General features: G+C 70.6%; 15 protein-coding genes and 1 pseudogene. 10 read left to right on the top strand and 6 right to left on the bottom strand.

What is annotated here, in order from left to right; genetic code table 11:
• The first annotated feature begins 89 nt into the window (after nt 1-89).
• The 3 genes from QMK34_RS38550 (at nt 90) to QMK34_RS38560 (ending at nt 2,012) form a co-directional block, all read left to right on the top strand.
• Nucleotides 90-938 carry a TrmH family RNA methyltransferase gene (locus QMK34_RS38550; RefSeq protein ID WP_326419729.1) on the top strand — a complete coding sequence of 283 codons (849 nt, stop codon included), beginning with the start codon at nt 90-92 and terminating at the stop codon, nt 936-938.
• A gap of 173 nt (nt 939-1,111) precedes the next feature.
• Nucleotides 1,112-1,735, top strand: a complete 624-nt coding sequence (locus QMK34_RS38555) for a DUF2537 domain-containing protein (protein WP_326419730.1) — start codon at nt 1,112-1,114, stop codon at nt 1,733-1,735.
• Nucleotides 1,736-1,793: 58 nt separating this feature from the next.
• Nucleotides 1,794-2,012 (top strand): hypothetical protein, encoded by a 219-nt coding sequence (locus QMK34_RS38560; protein ID WP_326419731.1) that lies wholly within the window; start codon nt 1,794-1,796, stop codon nt 2,010-2,012.
• 91 nt (nt 2,013-2,103) lie between these two features.
• Here QMK34_RS38560 and QMK34_RS38565 read toward each other — a convergent pair whose 3' ends face one another.
• Complete coding sequence (locus QMK34_RS38565) at nt 2,104-2,487, bottom strand: hypothetical protein (protein ID WP_326419732.1); 384 nt, start codon at nt 2,485-2,487, stop codon at nt 2,104-2,106.
• 54 nt (nt 2,488-2,541) lie between these two features.
• On the opposite strand from QMK34_RS38565, the gene QMK34_RS38570 reads away from it, so the two are divergent.
• A complete protein-coding gene (locus QMK34_RS38570; RefSeq protein ID WP_326419733.1) occupies nt 2,542-2,901 on the top strand; it encodes an MmcQ/YjbR family DNA-binding protein in 360 nt (119 codons plus the stop codon).
• Here the strand turns inward: QMK34_RS38570 and sepH are convergent.
• From sepH to QMK34_RS38585, 3 genes are all read right to left on the bottom strand, one after another.
• The gene (gene sepH, locus QMK34_RS38575; RefSeq protein WP_326419734.1) at nt 2,898-3,764 is read right to left on the bottom strand and encodes a septation protein SepH; all 867 of its coding nucleotides are present in this window, start codon (nt 3,762-3,764) and stop codon (nt 2,898-2,900) included. The genes QMK34_RS38570 and sepH overlap by 4 nt on opposite strands.
• Before the next feature lie 218 nt (nt 3,765-3,982).
• Entirely contained in the window at nt 3,983-5,161 is a 1,179-nt protein-coding gene (locus QMK34_RS38580) for an ATP-binding protein (RefSeq protein ID WP_326419735.1), read from the bottom strand.
• A complete protein-coding gene (locus tag QMK34_RS38585) occupies nt 5,158-5,817 on the bottom strand; it encodes a response regulator transcription factor (RefSeq protein WP_326419736.1) in 660 nt (219 codons plus the stop codon). Before QMK34_RS38585 ends, QMK34_RS38580 begins: the two co-directional genes overlap by 4 nt.
• Before the next feature lie 155 nt (nt 5,818-5,972).
• Here QMK34_RS38585 and QMK34_RS38590 point away from each other — a divergent pair, with 155 nt between their 5' ends.
• From QMK34_RS38590 to QMK34_RS38615, 6 genes and pseudogenes are all read left to right on the top strand, one after another.
• Nucleotides 5,973-6,539 carry a hypothetical protein gene (locus tag QMK34_RS38590; RefSeq protein ID WP_326419737.1) on the top strand — a complete coding sequence of 189 codons (567 nt, stop codon included), beginning with the start codon at nt 5,973-5,975 and terminating at the stop codon, nt 6,537-6,539.
• Nucleotides 6,536-7,635 (top strand): annotated as a pseudogene (locus QMK34_RS38595) (peptidoglycan-binding protein). Before QMK34_RS38590 ends, QMK34_RS38595 begins: the two are co-directional and overlap by 4 nt.
• Complete coding sequence (locus tag QMK34_RS38600) at nt 7,632-8,324, top strand: ABC transporter ATP-binding protein (RefSeq protein WP_326419738.1); 693 nt, start codon at nt 7,632-7,634, stop codon at nt 8,322-8,324. Before QMK34_RS38595 ends, QMK34_RS38600 begins: the two are co-directional and overlap by 4 nt.
• Entirely contained in the window at nt 8,321-9,556 is a 1,236-nt protein-coding gene (locus QMK34_RS38605; protein WP_326419739.1) for an ABC transporter permease, read from the top strand. Before QMK34_RS38600 ends, QMK34_RS38605 begins: the two co-directional genes overlap by 4 nt.
• A 146-nt stretch (nt 9,557-9,702) precedes the next feature.
• Complete coding sequence (locus tag QMK34_RS38610) at nt 9,703-11,217, top strand: amidohydrolase family protein (RefSeq protein ID WP_326419741.1); 1,515 nt, start codon at nt 9,703-9,705, stop codon at nt 11,215-11,217.
• 120 nt (nt 11,218-11,337) lie between these two features.
• Nucleotides 11,338-12,543, top strand: a complete 1,206-nt coding sequence (locus tag QMK34_RS38615; RefSeq protein ID WP_326419747.1) for a glycosyltransferase 87 family protein — start codon at nt 11,338-11,340, stop codon at nt 12,541-12,543.
• 27 nt (nt 12,544-12,570) lie between these two features.
• Here the strand turns inward: QMK34_RS38615 and QMK34_RS38620 are convergent, their stop codons facing one another.
• Both QMK34_RS38620 and serC read right to left on the bottom strand, forming a co-directional pair.
• Nucleotides 12,571-13,494 carry a CHRD domain-containing protein gene (locus tag QMK34_RS38620; protein WP_326419743.1) on the bottom strand — a complete coding sequence of 308 codons (924 nt, stop codon included), beginning with the start codon at nt 13,492-13,494 and terminating at the stop codon, nt 12,571-12,573.
• 238 nt (nt 13,495-13,732) lie between these two features.
• On the bottom strand, nt 13,733-14,860 hold the full coding sequence (gene serC, locus QMK34_RS38625; RefSeq protein WP_326419744.1) for a phosphoserine transaminase: 1,128 nt from the start codon (nt 14,858-14,860) through the stop codon (nt 13,733-13,735).
• Between the last annotated feature and the right edge of the window lie 232 nt (nt 14,861-15,092).

Raw genomic sequence — 15,092 nt, forward strand, 5'->3', positions numbered from 1 at the left:
AACCGACAGCAAAAATGGACCGTTTGTACCAATCGGAGCGGACGAACGGACCAGTCGAGGCCGGGCCGCCTGGGTGACACACTCTCCGGGTGGCCGACCTGATCTTTCTCGACGACCGTGACGATCCGCGGCTCGACGACTTCCGCGACCTGTCCACGGCCGACCGCCGCCCCGACCGGCCGGGCGGCCGCGGACTGGTCATCGCGGAGGGCACGGTCGTGGTCGCGAGGCTGCTCACTTCGGTGTACCCGGTGCGCGCGCTGCTCGGCGTCGAACGGCGTTTTCGTGAACTGGCAACGGAACTGGCGGAAATTGACGCACCGGTCTACGTGACCTCCGCCGACACGATGGCCGCGGTCGTGGGGTTCCACCTCAACCGCGGGGTGCTCGCGGTGGCGGACCGGCCCGCCGCGCCGACCGCCGAGCGGATCCTCGACGACGCCCAGACGGTCGCCGTGCTCGAAGGTGTCGGTGATCACGAGAACCTCGGCGCGCTGTTCCGGAACGCGGCCGCACTCGGTGTTGACGGCGTCCTGCTCGGCGAAGGCTGTTCGGATCCGCTCTACCGGCGCAGCGTGCGAGTGTCGATGGGGCACGTCCTGCGTGTGCCGTTCGCGACCTTCGGCAGCTGGCCCGGCGGTCTCGATCTCCTGCGTGAGCGCGGCTTCCGGGTGGCGGCTCTCACACCGCGCGAAGACTCCGTGCCGCTACGCTCCTTGCGCGGGCACGCGCCCGGCAAAGTGGCGTTGCTGCTCGGGGCCGAAGGGCCGGGACTGAGCGACCAGGCACTGGCCGCGGCCGACCTCGCGGTGCGGATTCCGATGGTGAGCGGCGTCGACTCGCTCAACGTGGCGACCGCCGCGGCCGTGGCGTTCTACGAACTCAGTGGTCACGTTGGGAAGTCTGTCGGGGGTCTCGACGGCCCAGCTTCCCGCTGAGAGCACGGCCGGACGACCCGAGTACAACCACGGTACGAGGGTCATCCGGCCGCACACCCAGCGAAAACCTGAATCCGCCGAATACCCCCAACGAACTTCCCAACGCAACCACTTAGTGTGGCTGCAGTAAGTTGACCACCGACACCGGCGCGGGTCCGGACAGGAGGCACCGGGTGGAATTGCGCATCCGCGACGAGCGCGCGGTACTGGCCGGGCCCGGCGGTGAGAACGCCCGCGAAGTCGACCCTCACAACGTCGCGATCGGCGCCGACCTCGCCCAGGCGCTCCACGAGTGGGCCAGGGTCGCGTCGGCGGTGTCGAGGGCGGTTCACGAGCCCGCGGATCAGGTGCCCGAGGCGGGCACGGTCGTCTCGCAATGCGGGCGTCAACTGGCCACGCGGGTGGCCGCGGTGATGGGCACGACGGTGCGGTTCGTCGACCCGGTCACCGGCGAGGAGGTCGTGGTCGAACCCCCGCCTGCCGGCCGGGAGAACCGGTTCGTGCGGCAGCTTTTCGGCACGCGGGAACCGGCGGGCGAACCGACCCCGTGGTTCACCGGCCTGACCGTTTCGGCGTTCGTCGCGGCGGTGGTCGCGGTCGCGATGCTGGCGCTGGCAGGCACACTGGCCCGCGAGACGAGTGCTTGGCTCGCGGTGCTCGCTTCGGTGGTGGTGACAGCCGGGATAGGGCCCTCGCTCTGGCTGGCGCGTCAGCTGCCGATCCTGCGCTGGGCGGCGTTCGGCGCGGCGGCGGGCGTGCTCGTCGCGTGGATCGGCGTGCTGGTCATCCTGTTGTAGGCCGTGTTGTAGGCCGGGTGGACCGGTCAGGATTTCAGGACAAGAGAGCGGGACGACCATGGCGACGCCCATCACCCTCGAACAGGCCGAAGAGCGCCTCACGGAGCTGAGCGGGGACCTCGCCGTCATCAAGCGCATCGCGACGGCGGGCCGCGTTTCCCTCTCGTGGACCGCGAAGGGCCGCCTGTACGTGGTCACCAAGAACCAGCAGGTGTCCCACCGGGGCACGGACCTCGGCAAGGCGGTCGACGCCTACAACGCCGCGTTGTCCCGTTGAGGTTGGTCGCGCCGGGCAGTTGGTGCCGTGATTGATCAGACTCTGGCGCGCAGTTACGGCATTTCCCGCAGCTGCGGCTACCCCGTCGAGGTCAACGCGGTAATGAAGCGCTATAAATTCGTGCTAGCTCCGCAGCAACCGCCAGCTCGGCGGTGACCTGCTCGACGAGCACTCGGTGCCGCTCACGCAGGCTGTTCGCGCCGGTCCGGTCGATCGGACGGGCGTTGTCCTGCGCCTGACGCGCGTCGAGTTCGAGGACGCGGGCGCGGTGCTTGAGCTCGCCGAGCGCGGTTTCCCAGCGGCTCAGCGCGTTTGCGGTCAGTGCCATCGGCAGCGCGAGTGGTCCGGTGGCCGCGAGGAGTGCGGTGGCGAGGGCCCGGCAGATCTGGGCGGCCGTGCTGAGCTGGGCGAGGTCGCCGGGAGCGGGGTCGAAGCCGAGCGCGTCGAAGCTCGCGACGGTGCCCACGGAGCTCATGCCGACCCCTTTTCTCCTCCTGCCCACGGTACCCGGACGGGGGATACTGCCCGGGTGGCCGATGACCCGTTGAACTCACTCAGGCGACTGTGCCTGGCGCTGCCGGAGACCACCGAGCGGCTCAGTCACGGCGAGCCGACGTGGTTCGTGCGTGGCAAGAAGACCTTCGTGATGTTCGCCGACCGGCACCACGACGACCGGCTCGGCTTCTGGTGCCCCGCTCCGCCCGGCGCGCAGGAAGAGCTCGTCGGCGCCGAGCCGGAGCGGTTCTACCGGCCGCCGTACGTCGGGCATCGCGGCTGGCTGGGCGTACGGCTGGACGTGGACGTCGACTGGGCCGAGATCAGCCGCATCGTCGTCGACGCCTACCGGATCGTCGCGCCGAAAACGCTGGCCGCCCAGCTGGACGGCTAGCCGCGCTGGGAACGGACCCCGAGCAGCACGTCCTCCCAGGACGGCACGATCGGGTGGGCCTTCTTCCCCTTCCGGGGGGCCTCGTCCGGCTCCGACTCGTCGACGTCTTCCGCGGGCACGCGCGGGATCTCGCGGGTGTCGTCTTCCTCGTCGTGCTCGGGCTCGGTGACGGGCGCGTCGATCACCTGAGGGGCGATCGGCTCGTCCGGCGCGGAATCCAGCGTCGGCTGCACCGCGGCCTCGCGGGCCGGGTCCAGCGCGCGGACCGTGCGCGGCGCGCGGTAGGCGTTCGGGTTGAGCAGGACGTCGGCGTGCTCGTCCAGCGCGTGGGCGGTGCCGCCGTGCGCTCCCGGCGAGAACGACCAGTGCGCGCGGTTGTCCGAGCGGCCGGCCTTCCACTGCAGCACGACGACCCACTTGCCGTCGTCACCGCGCCAGGAGTCCCATTTGCCCTGGCCGTAGTCGTGACCGCGCACGCCGAACGAGTGCGCGACGACTTCGCCGAGCGTCTGGACGTCGGGGCCGTCTTCGCGGATCGGGTGCGCGCGCTGCGCGAGCTCGGCGTAGCGAGATCGCTCCAGCAGCACCGGGTACGCGAAGCGTTCGACGCGCTGAGCGGACATGCCCGCCGAACCCGCCACCTGTTCGACGGACTCGCCGGCCCGGATTCGCGCCTGGATCTCGCGTGGCCGCATCTGGCTCTCCAACTCGATTTCGATCTGGCCCAGCCGGGTGATGTCACCCCTTGCCGCCGCGCGCAGCCTCTCATCGGCCGGGAGGAGAAAGCGCGTGCGACTCGCCGGGTCTTCGCACACGATGGACTTGCCATCCTCGTGCAGTCCGATCACCCTGAGCGCTCGCATCCTCGCCTCCCCGAGACTTCACCTTTGTGGGTGCCTACGTTAGAACGGCGCGTCGGCTTGACGCGCGAGGCGCGCCGGGCCTTCACTCATCTGTTCACTCTTGATTTAGCGGTACGCGCTGTTGATCTTGAGCTCCCCGGAATCTTGCGGCATCGCCAGCCGGACAGTCGTGTGACGCGCCGAACACTGTGCGTCACGAAAGGGTTAAGTTCGGCCGCCTAGGGCAGCCGGACGGTGACGGTGAGCCCGCCGCGACGCCCCGGCTCGGCGTGGGCCGTGCCGCCGTGGGCCTGGGCCACCGACCGGACTATCGACAGCCCGAGCCCCGCGTTGCGCCCGCCTTGAGCCGGGCGTACGTCCGAGACTCGCTCGGGAGAGAGCCGCCGGAAGGGTTCGAACAGCGTCGGCACCGCTTCCATCGGCACCTGCGGCCCCGAGTTGCGCACGACCAGCGCCGGATCCCCGCCGACCTCGACGTGCACCCAGCCGCCGCGCGAGTTGTAGGTGATCGCGTTGTGCACCAGGTTCGTGACCAGCCGTTCCAGCAGTACCGGGTCGCCAGCGACGGTCCGCGGCCGCACCCGCGACTCGATGGTCACCCCGGCCTCCTCGGCCTGTGCTGCGGCCGCCCTGATCACCGTCTGGGTGACCTCGTCCAGCCGCACCGACGTCCGGTTCGTCAGTCCGCGATCACTGCGCGCGAGAACGAGCAGACCCTCGATCATCCGTTCGCTGCGCTCGTTCGTGTAGATCAGGTGCTCGCCGAGCTTCTGCAACTCCGGCGAGACGTCCGGGTCGGCCATCGCGACCTCGATCAGCGTCCGCTGCACGGCCAGCGGCGTCCGGAGCTCGTGCGACGCGTTGGCGACGAACCGTTTCTGGCTGTCGAACGACCCCGCGAGCCGGTCGAGCATGCCGTCGAACGTGTCCGCGAGCTCCTTGAGCTCGTCGTTGGGGCCGTCGAGGTTGATCCGCCGGTTCATGTCCTCCGCGCCGAGTTTCCGCGCGGTCGCGGTGATCGCGTGCAGGGGCCGCAACACCCGTCCCGCGATCACCCAGCCGAGGAACACCGCCAGCGCGGCGGTGATCAGCAGCGCGATGATCGACTGGATCAGCAGTGTCGACAGCGTCGTCGAGCGGTACTCCGACAACGACTGCGTGACCACCTGCACCGCTTGACGGCGGGCCTGAGTCGGCAGCTCGGGCATCGGCTGGGCCGCCACCCAGTCCGAGGTGTCCGCGGGCGCGGCCGTGACGGCCTTCACGGCGAACTGGCCGGTGTCCGGCAGCGAACTGTTGACCAGCGCGTAGTTGACGATCAGCAGCGCGATCCCGACCAGCAGGAACAGACCGCCGTACAGCCCGGTCAGCCGCGCGCGGACCGAAAGGCCCTTCACGAGCCGAACCGGTAACCGGCGCCGGGCACCGTCTCGATCAACCCAGGGGGCCCGAGCTTGCGTCGCAACGTCATCACCGCGACGCGCACCGCGTTGGTGAACGGATCGGCGTGCTCATCCCACGCCTTTTCCAGCAGGTCCTCGGCACTGACCACGGTGCCCTCCCCTCGCATGAGCACCTCCAGTACGGCGAACTCCTTGGGGGACAACGGCAGGAAGCGCCCGTCGCGCGCGGCTTGGTGGCGCGGCAGGTCGAGGACCACGCCGCCGCGCTCCAGCACGGGCGGCAGCGCGGGCCGGGCGCGCCGCGAGAGCGCCTGCACCCTGGCGACCAGCTCGGCGAACGCGAACGGCTTGGTCAGGTAGTCGTCGGCGCCGAGGCCGAGTCCGGCCACCCGATCGGTGACGTCGGCGGCGGCGGTCAGCATCAGCACCCGCGCCTCGCCGCCCGCTTCGAGCACCGCCGCGCACACCTCGTCCCCGTGCACGATCGGCAGGTCCCGGTCGAGCACGACGACGTCGTAGTCGTGCACCCCGACCCGTTCCAGGGCCTGTTCGCCGTCGTAACAGACGTCCACGGCCATCGAGAACCGGCGCAGTCCCTCGGCGATCGTGTCCGCCATCAGGCGTTCGTCCTCCACTACCAGCACTCGCACCGGTCCAGTTTGTCCCATCGGGACGTAAGCGCCGGATAAGCGACTTCGCTTAGCGCCGGTGAATCACCCGGTCCGTAGAACTGCCGATCAGGTGGGTCCGGTTCGTCGGGGGCCGGACCCGCCTTTTCCCGGATCTGGTGAAAAGGAGAGACGAAATGCGAAAACTGCAGGGGTTCGCGCTGGTCACCGGCGTGGCATTGGCCTTGTTGTCCGGCTGCGCGGGCGGTGGCGGCGACGGCAACAAGATCGCCTCGATTTCGTCGCCGCCGAAAACGAGCGAGGGCAACGCGGGTGGCAACGGCAGCGACGCCACGGACGCGTCGAGGGCGGACCAGGCGCGCGTGTTCGCGAAATGCATGCGTGAGCACGGCGTCGACATGCCCGATCCGAAGGTGAGCCCGGACGGCAAGGGCATCGCCGTCCAGGCCATGCCAGCCGACGGCATGGACGAGAACAAGATGAAGGCGGCCGACGAGGCGTGCAAAAAGTTCCTCCCGAACGGTGGCGAGATGAAGCCACCGAGCCCGGAAGAGCTCGACAAGCTGCGCAAGGAAGCCAAATGCATGCGTGAGCACGGGATCGACATGCCCGACCCCGACCAGGCCAACCCCGGCCGGACGACCATCGGCGGCGGCAAGGACGAGCAGGGCAAGCTGGAAGGTGCCATGAAGGCCTGCGGAATGGGCAACGGCATGGCGATGCCGGCGGTGCCCGCGAAATGAGCGAGCACGAAGGTCCCGGCGGGGTGCGCCGGGGGAAGCGGGCGCGCTGGTTCGTCGCCGCCGCGGTGGTGGTCGTGGTGCTGGGCACCTCGTCGGTCGTGTGCTGACCCGCGTCGCATCGGGCGCGACGGCCGAGCAGCAGGCGCCGCCGCCGGTGCAGACGGCGTCGATCGCCAAGACCGACCTCATCGAGCAGGAGCAGGCCGACGGCACGCTCGGCTACGGCATCGAGACGCCGATCTCGGGCCGCAAACCGGGCACGGTCACGTCGCTGCCCGCGTCCGGCGCGAAGATCAAGCGCGGGCAGGCGGTCTACGGCGTAGACGCGAAGCCGGTGCCGCTGTTCTATGGCACCCTGCCGTTCTATCGCGACCTCGCCGAGGGCGCCACGGACGGCCCGGACGTCAAGCAGCTGGAGGAGAACCTCAAGGCGCTGGGCTTCGGCGGATTCGGCACGCCGGACAAGAAGTTCACTCCGGCCACCGCCGCCGCGCTCAAGAAGTGGCAGAAGTCGATCGGGCTGGAGCAGACCGGGGCGTTCGCACAGGGCGACGTCGTCCTCGCGGCGGAGGAGATCCGGGTTTCGGGGGTCACCGCGCAGGCCGGGGCGCCCGGCCAGGGCGAGCTGCTGAAGGTCACCGGCACCGAGCGGGTCGTGTCGGTGAAGCTCGACGCGGCCAAGCAGAGCCTCGCCAAGCAGGGCTCCAAGGTGTCGATGGACATCACCGGCGGTGGAAGCACGGCGGGCACGGTCACCGGGATCGGCACGGTCGCCGAGCCGGACAAGGACGCGAGCGGCCAGTCGAACGGCAAGGCGACCGTCACCGTCACGATCTCGCTGGACGACCCGGGCGCGGCTGGCCCGCTCGACTCGACCCCGGTCACCGTGCGGTTCACCAAGGGCAAGCACGAGGGCGTGCTGGCCGTGCCGGTCGGGGCGCTGCTCGCGCTGGCCGAGGGCGGGTACGCGGTGGAGGTCGACGAGGCTGGCAAGCGGCGGCTCGTCGGGGTCAAGACGGGCCTGTTCTCCGGCGGGCAGGTCGAGATCGACGGCGACGGGCTGCGCGCGGGCCTGACGGTGGTGACCACGTCATGACACCGGTACTCGCCGTGCGCGAGGCCTCCAGGACCTATCCCGGCGAAGTCAGGGCGCTACGCGCGGTCTCACTGTCCATTCAGGACAGTGAGATGGTCGGGATCGTCGGGCCGTCCGGCTCGGGGAAGTCGACGCTCCTGCAGCTGATGGGCACGCTCGACAAACCGACCAGCGGGCGGATCGAGCTGCGCGGCAACGACGTCGCCAAGCTGTCCGACCGCGCGCTGTCGAGTTTGCGGTCGCGGTGGATCGGCTTCGTGTTCCAGCAGTTCTTCCTCAGCGACGGCGTCAGCGCCGTGGACAACGTGGCGACCGGGCTGCTGTACGCGGGCGTCCCGCGCGGTAAGCGGCGCGCACGCGCGTTGTCCGCGTTGGACCGCGTGGGGCTCGGGCATCGCGCGGGCCACCTCCCCAGCGAGCTGTCCGGTGGCGAGCGCCAGCGGGTCGCGATCGCGCGCGCCATGGTCAACGAGCCCGCGATCCTGCTGGCCGACGAGCCGACCGGCAATCTCGACACCGAGAACGGCGGGGCGATCCTGAACCTGCTCGCCGGGCTCAGCGCGGACGGGACGACGATCGTGATCATCACCCACGACCGCGAGATCGCCGCGGGGCTGCCGCGCCGGATCGAACTGCTCGACGGCACGCTGCGCGTCGACACCGGGACCCCGCCGGGGGTGTTCCGATGAGCGCGCCCGTTCTCGTCCCGCCGCCGTCCGCGCCGGGCAAACCGCCGTCGCCAGCCCGGCTGGGCCTGCGTGACGTGCTTTCGCTGGGCGCCCACGGGATGCGGACCCGGCCGATGCGCGCGGTGCTTTCGGCGCTGGGCATCGGGATCGGCATCGCCGCGATGGTCGCGGTGCTGGCGATCCCGGCCTCGGGTGCGCAGGCGCTGCACGACAAGCTGGCGGCGCTCGGCACCAACCTGCTGGCGGCCGGGCCGGGGCAGACGTTGTTCGGCAAGGACGCGAAGCTGCCCGAGAGCGCGGTGCCGATGGCCAAGCGGATCGGCCCGGTCACCGCGGCTTCGGCCGTCGGCGCGACCGGCCAGACAGTGCGGCGCAACGACAAGATCGACCAGGGCGAGACGTCCGGGCTGGCGGTGTACGCGGCGACGCCGGACCTGCTGGGCGTGGTCGGCGGCGCGCTGCGCGACGGCACGTTCCTGAACCAGGCCAACGGGAAATTCCCGGTGACCGTGCTCGGCGCGCAGGCCGCCGCGCGGCTCGGCATCGACCGGATCGATCCCGCGCACCCGCGTCAGGTGTGGATCGGCAACCAGTGGTTCACCGTGGTCGGGGTGCTGGGGCCGATGCCGCTGGCGCCGGAGATCGAGCGTTCCGTGCTCGTCGGCTGGGACGCGGCGAAGCAGCTTCTCGGCTTCGACGGGCACCCGCAGACGGTCTACGTCCGGGCGCAGGAGTCCCAAGTGGACAGTGTGCGGCAGGTGCTGGCGCAGACGTTGAGCCCGTCCGCGGCCAACGAGGTCGAGGTGCGGCGGCCGTCGGACGCGCTGGCGGCGCAGAAGATCACCGAGGACACCTACAGCGCCCTGTTCCTCGGGCTCGGCGGCGTCGCGCTGCTGGTCGGCGGGGTCGGCGTGGCCAACACGATGGTCATCTCGGTGCTCGAACGACGCCGGGAGATCGGGCTGAGACGGGCGCTGGGCGCGACGAAACGGCAGATCCGCGGGCAGTTCCTGGCCGAGTCGGTGCTGCTGTCCGGCCTGGGCGGACTCGCCGGGGTGCTGGTCGGCGTGCTCGTCACGGCCGCGTACGCGCTGAGCCAGGGCTGGCCCGCGGTGCTCCCAGTCGGCGCGCTGCTCGGCGGCGTCGGTGTCGCCGCGCTGGTCGGAGCGGTCGCGGGGGCCTATCCCGCGATGCGCGCCGCTCGCCTCCCGCCCACCCAGGCCCTCGCCTGACTGCCCCTGAAGGCCACCTTCACGGCGTAAAACGCCGTGAAGGTGGCCTTCAGGGACCTTCGAAGAGAGCTTTTCCGGAGTTGCGGTGCCGCTTGCCGCGCGGGTTGAATCGGGCGGCCTGGGGGCGGCGGAGGGAGCGGGACTGCATGGCGGCCACCGAAGCGAACCGGCGAGACTTCCTGCGCTGGCTCGCCGTGAGCGGGACGGCGCTGGCGGCCGCGGGGATGGCGTCGCCCGCGGACGCCGCCGGGGCCGGGATCACCTTGCTGACCGGGGTCACGCTGATCGACGGAACGGGCTCCGCGCCACGGGACGACGTCACGATCGTGCTGGTCGGCGACCGGATCGCCTGGGTCGGCCCGTCCTACGACCTGCCGTCCTACGCCGGCGCGACGGTCATCGACGGGCGGGGCAAGTTCGCCGTGCCGGGGCTTTGGGACATGCACACCCACGGCTCGGACCTCGAGGACATCTTCCCGCCGCTGCACCTGGCCAACGGCGTCACCGGCATCCGCGAGATGTGGGGCTACCCCGAGAACCGCGCGACCCGCGCGAAGATCGAGCGCGGCGAGCTGCTCGGTCCCAGGATGGTGCTGGCGAGCAACGTCGTCGACGGGCCGGTTTCGCTGCTCGGCCCGCCCGTCACCCGGGTGACGGACGAGGCGCAGGCCCGCGCCGCGGTGCGGACGGCCAAGGCGGATGGCGCCGCGTTCGTCAAGGTCTACTCCTATCTGCTGCCCGACGCGTTCCGCGCGGTGGCCGACGAGTGCCGTCTGCAGGGGCTCCCGTTCGCCGGGCATCTGCCGTACCGCGTCCCGCTGCCCGACGCGAGCGACGCCGGGCAGCACTCGTTCGAGCACCTCTTCGGCGTCCCGCTGCGCACCTCGTCACGGGCCCCGGAGTACCTGGCCAAACTTGCGGCGACCCCCATCGATCCCGCCGCGCCCAGGGACTTCTTCAACGTCGCCCGCGAGCTCGACCGGCTGGCGATGCTGGACTACGACCCGGTCCGGGCCGGTGAGCTGTTCACCCGGCTGAGGGACAACGACAGCTGGCAGTCGCCGACCCTGACGCTCAACCGCGTCATCGGCAGGCCCGCCGGCACCTATCTGAACGACCCGCGCCTCAAGTACGTCCCCGCCGAGATCCGTGAGCTGTGGGCCTCCCGGATCCACCTGTACTCCCCGGTCACGCCCGAGCAGATCCGCCAGCAGGAGGTGTTCTTCGCGCAGCGGCAGCAGCTGGTCGGCGCGATGTACCGCGCCGGGGTCGGGGTCGTCGGCGGCACGGACTGCCTCAACCCCTACTCGTTCCCCGGTTTCGGGCTCCACGACGAGCTCGAACTGCTCGCGGGCAGCGGGCTGACGCCGTTGGAGGTGCTCCGGACGGTGACCTCGGACGCCGCCCGCCTCCTCGGCCGCGAGCAGATCGCGGGCACGATCGCCGTCGGCAAGGAGGCCGATCTGCTGCTGCTCGGCGCGGATCCCGCGGCCGACGTCCGCAACCTTCGCCGCATCGACACCGTGATCACGCGGGGCCGGGTACTCGATCGGGCCGCCCTGGACCGGATGCTCACGGCCGTCGAAACCGCGGCCGCGAAGCCACCTGCCCCGGCTCGCGCCGCGAGGGCGCGGATCTTGGCGGTGCACGGCTGCTGCTGAGCACCGGCGGCGCCCCGGGTAATCTCGGCCACACGGGATTGCTCCCGGTGGGGATGATCGAGGGGGAGTCGAGCCGTGTCTTTGGCGGGGGTATCCGGGCGCAGGCTCGTGTGGCTGTTCATCGCGCTGGAGGTCGCGGCCGTCGGGCTCGTCCTGTGGCTCAAGCGGTTCGACGGCCTGGACCTGGAGGTTTACCTCGGCGGCGCGAAGGCCCTCGTCGAGTCGGGCACGCCGTACGACGCGTGGGTGCCGACCACGCACACCATCTCGCTGCCGTTCACGTACACGCCGTTCGCGGCCGCGGTGTTCCTGCCCGGGACGGTCCTGCCGTTCGCCGTGACCATGCGGCTGATCTCGATCCTGTCCATCGTGGGGACCGGGGTCGTCGCGTACCTGTTCGCGGCCGGGCTCAACGGCGCGCTGACCGACCGGGCGAACCGGCGCGGGCACGTCACCGCCGGCCTGGTCGCGATCGCCGCCCAGCTGGCCGGCGCGTTGCTGGAACCGGTCCGCTCGACGCTCGGTTTCGGGCAGATCAACGCCCTGCTGATGGTCATGGTGGTCCTCGACGTGCTCCTGCCGGGACGCGCGCGGACCAAGGGGCTGCTCATCGGGCTGGCCGCGGCGATCAAGCTGACGCCCGCGGTGTTCATCCTGTACTTCCTGTTCCGCAAGGACTATCGCTCCGCCGCGCGGGTGGCCGCCGGGTTCGTCGCGGCCGGTGCGGTGATGTGGCTCGCGGCTCCCGTGGCCTCGGCGAAGTACTGGACCGAGCTGGTTTTCGACGCCGGGCGGATCGGTGGGAGCGACTACGTCGGCAACCAGTCGATACGCGGTGTCGTGGCGCGGCTGGGGCTCGGCGGCGCGGAGGACGTCGTCTGGCTGCTCGCCGCGCTGGCCGTGATCGCGCTGACGGTGTTCGTGCTGGTCCGGGTGCGGCAGCCGGTGCTCGCGCTCACGGCCTGCGCGATCGGCGGGCTGCTGGTCTCGCCGGTTTCGTGGACGCACCACTGGACCTGGTGCGTGCCGATCCTGGTGGCGGCGGGCTACCTGGCCGCGATCTCCTGGCGCGTCGACCGGCTCGTGGCCTGGTGGTCGCTGGGCGGCGCGGTGGTCGGCGTCGCGCTGTTCATCATCGGGCCGATGTGGTTCGCGCCGCGGCCCGCCGGCTCGGTCGGGTGGTGGCTCGCGACCGAGTCCTACGTGCTGTACGGCCTCGCGTTGCTGGCGCTCGGCGGTGTCGCCGCGCGCCGGATCGCGCGGCTGTTCGAACCTCGTGTGCCGCTTCTCGTCAAAGCCTCTGAAGGCCACCTTGACAGCGTTTAACGCCGTGAAGGTGGCCTTCAGGGACGGTCAGTAGAGCGAGTCGTCGTCGCCAGGCTCGAAGAGCTGGCCGCGGACGGCGCCTGCCGGGAACTCGGCCGTGTGCAGGTTGGCGTAGAAGCCGCCGGGGTTGCGGTCGATGCCGCGGATGACGTTCGCCGGGACCTTGGTGGCCGTGCCCGCGATGCCGGTGATCGACGCCGGGAGCCCGCCGGGGGCGGCGAACAACGGCACCACGACAGGACCGCTCGTACCCGCGTCACCCTGGTGGATGTGGCCGAGCGTCGGTGAGCCGACACCCGAGAAGGTGAACGAGTAGTCGACGGAGCTTCGGTGCGTCTCCACGAACGCGGTCGCGCCGCCGTCGGGGTCACCCGCGCCGGGTACCTCCTGGTCACCGCTGGCCAGCGCGCTCAGGTCGCCGTTGTGCAGCACACGGTTCAGATCCACCGCCTTGTCCAGCTTACGGAACTGGCCGCGGACCGCGCCGCCGGGGAACTCGGCGGTGTGCAGGTTCGCGTAGAACGCGCCCGAACCGTCGGTGAACGTCTTCAGCAGCGCCGGGTCGCCCACGCTCACGTGGCCGACGGCGCCGTTGACGCCCTCGGGCAGCACCCCGCCGAAGAACGGCACCTTGACCGCGCCGTTGACCCCGGCCTTCCCGTCGTGGATGTGCGCGGCGGTCGGCGCGCCGATGTTCTTCCACTTGATCGCGAACGACACCTGGTTGCCCTGGATGCGGACGACCTCGGTGGCGTGGCCGTCCGGATCGCCCACCGCGGGGCCGCCCGCGACGGGGATTTCTGCCCGGCCGGTCAGTTCGGCGGCGAAGAACACGGGCGCACCGGGGGTGGGTGCCGGCTGGTCTTCGTGCGCGGAGGCGACACCCGTGCCCGCGGTGGCGATACCGACGGACAGGGCGAAAGCGGACAGGAGGAGCTTGTTCGGGCGCATCGGGTTACCTCGAGGGAATTTCAGGGGCGCCGCGTCCTGCGCGACACCCGGTGAGGGGCAGTCGTGGCACTACACGGCCTCGCCGGGCGGACGGTTCAGATCCGTTCGATGATCGACCCGTTCGGTGGAACCCCACACGCGCTGAAGGCCACCTTGAGGGACTTAGAGTCCCTCAGGCCCGTCGCCGACGAGGCGACGGGCCTGAGGCAAAACAGTGGCCTTCAGAGGCTGTTCAAACTCAGCTGAGGTGCTCGACGACGTACTCGATGCTCTGGGTCAGGCGGGTGATGTCGTCCGGGTCGATGGCCGGGAACATGCCGACGCGCAGCTGGTTGCGGCCCAGCTTGCGGTACGGCTCGGTGTCGACGATCCCGTTGGCGCGCAACACCTTCGCCACGGCGGACGCGTCCACCTCGTCGGTGAAGTCGATCGTGCCGACGACCTGCGAGCGCAGCGACGGGTCGGTGACGAACGGCGTCGTGTAGCCGGTCTTCTCGGCCCACTCGTAGAGCCGGGTCGAGGAGTCCTTGGTGCGTGCGACGGTCCAGTCGAGGCCGCCCTGCGCGAGCATCCACTCGATCTGGTCGGCGAGCAGGAACAGCGTCGCGACCGACGGGGTGTTGTACGTCTGGTCCTTGCGGGAGTTGTCCAGCGCGGTGGTCAGCGACAGGAACTCCGGGATCCAGCGGTCGCTCGCGCCGATCTCGCCGATGCGCTCGATCGCGGCGGGCGAGGCCAGCGCCAGGAACAGGCCGCCGTCGGAGGCGAAGGACTTCTGCGGCGCGAAGTAGTAGACGTCGAAGTCCTCGGCCTTGACCGGCAGGCCACCGGCGCCGGAGGTCGCGTCGATCGCGACGAGCGCGCCCTCGCTGCCCGCGGGACGGCTCACCGGGACGGCGACACCGGTCGAGGTCTCGTTGTGCGCCCAGCCGACCAGGTCGACGCCCGGCTCGAAGACGATTTCGGGCGCGCTGCCCGGGTCGGCCTTGACCACGGTGGGCTCGCCGAGGAACGGCGCGCCCTTGGTGACCGAAGCGAACTTGGACGAGAACTCGCCGTAGGTGAAGTGCTGCGAACGCTCCCGCACGAGGCCGAACGCGGCCGCGTCCCAGAACGCGGTCGTGCCACCGTTGCCGAGGATGACTTCGTAACCCTCCGGCAGGGAGAAGAGCTCGGACAGACCCGCGCGCACCCGGCCTACCAGCGACTTCACCGGCTTCTGGCGGTGGGACGTGCCCAGATAGGTGTCACCGGACTTCGCCAGGCTGGCGAGCTGCTCGGCGCGGACCTTCGACGGTCCGCAGCCGAAGCGGCCGTCGGCCGGCTTGAGGTCTGCGGGGATGGTCAACTCAGCTGCGTCGGTCATGTGGCCAGTCTCTCAGGTCGGGACAGGCCTGCTGACGCGGGTTGTGTGGTGTCCACCACGTGGAACGGGACACTGATCGCCGAAGGCGGCGCGTAGTGAAAACGGCCCTCGCCACTGTGTCGCCTGCTGCTGGCGGCTCTTTCGTCCGGTTTTGTGGTCCCTGAAGGCCACCATGACGGCGTTAAACGCCGTCATGGTGGCCTTCAGGGACTTGTCTGGTTGCGTCCTGAGG

Origin of the sequence: Amycolatopsis sp. H20-H5, assembly GCF_035828755.1 — a bacterium.
Lineage (GTDB): Bacteria > Actinomycetota > Actinomycetes > Mycobacteriales > Pseudonocardiaceae > Amycolatopsis.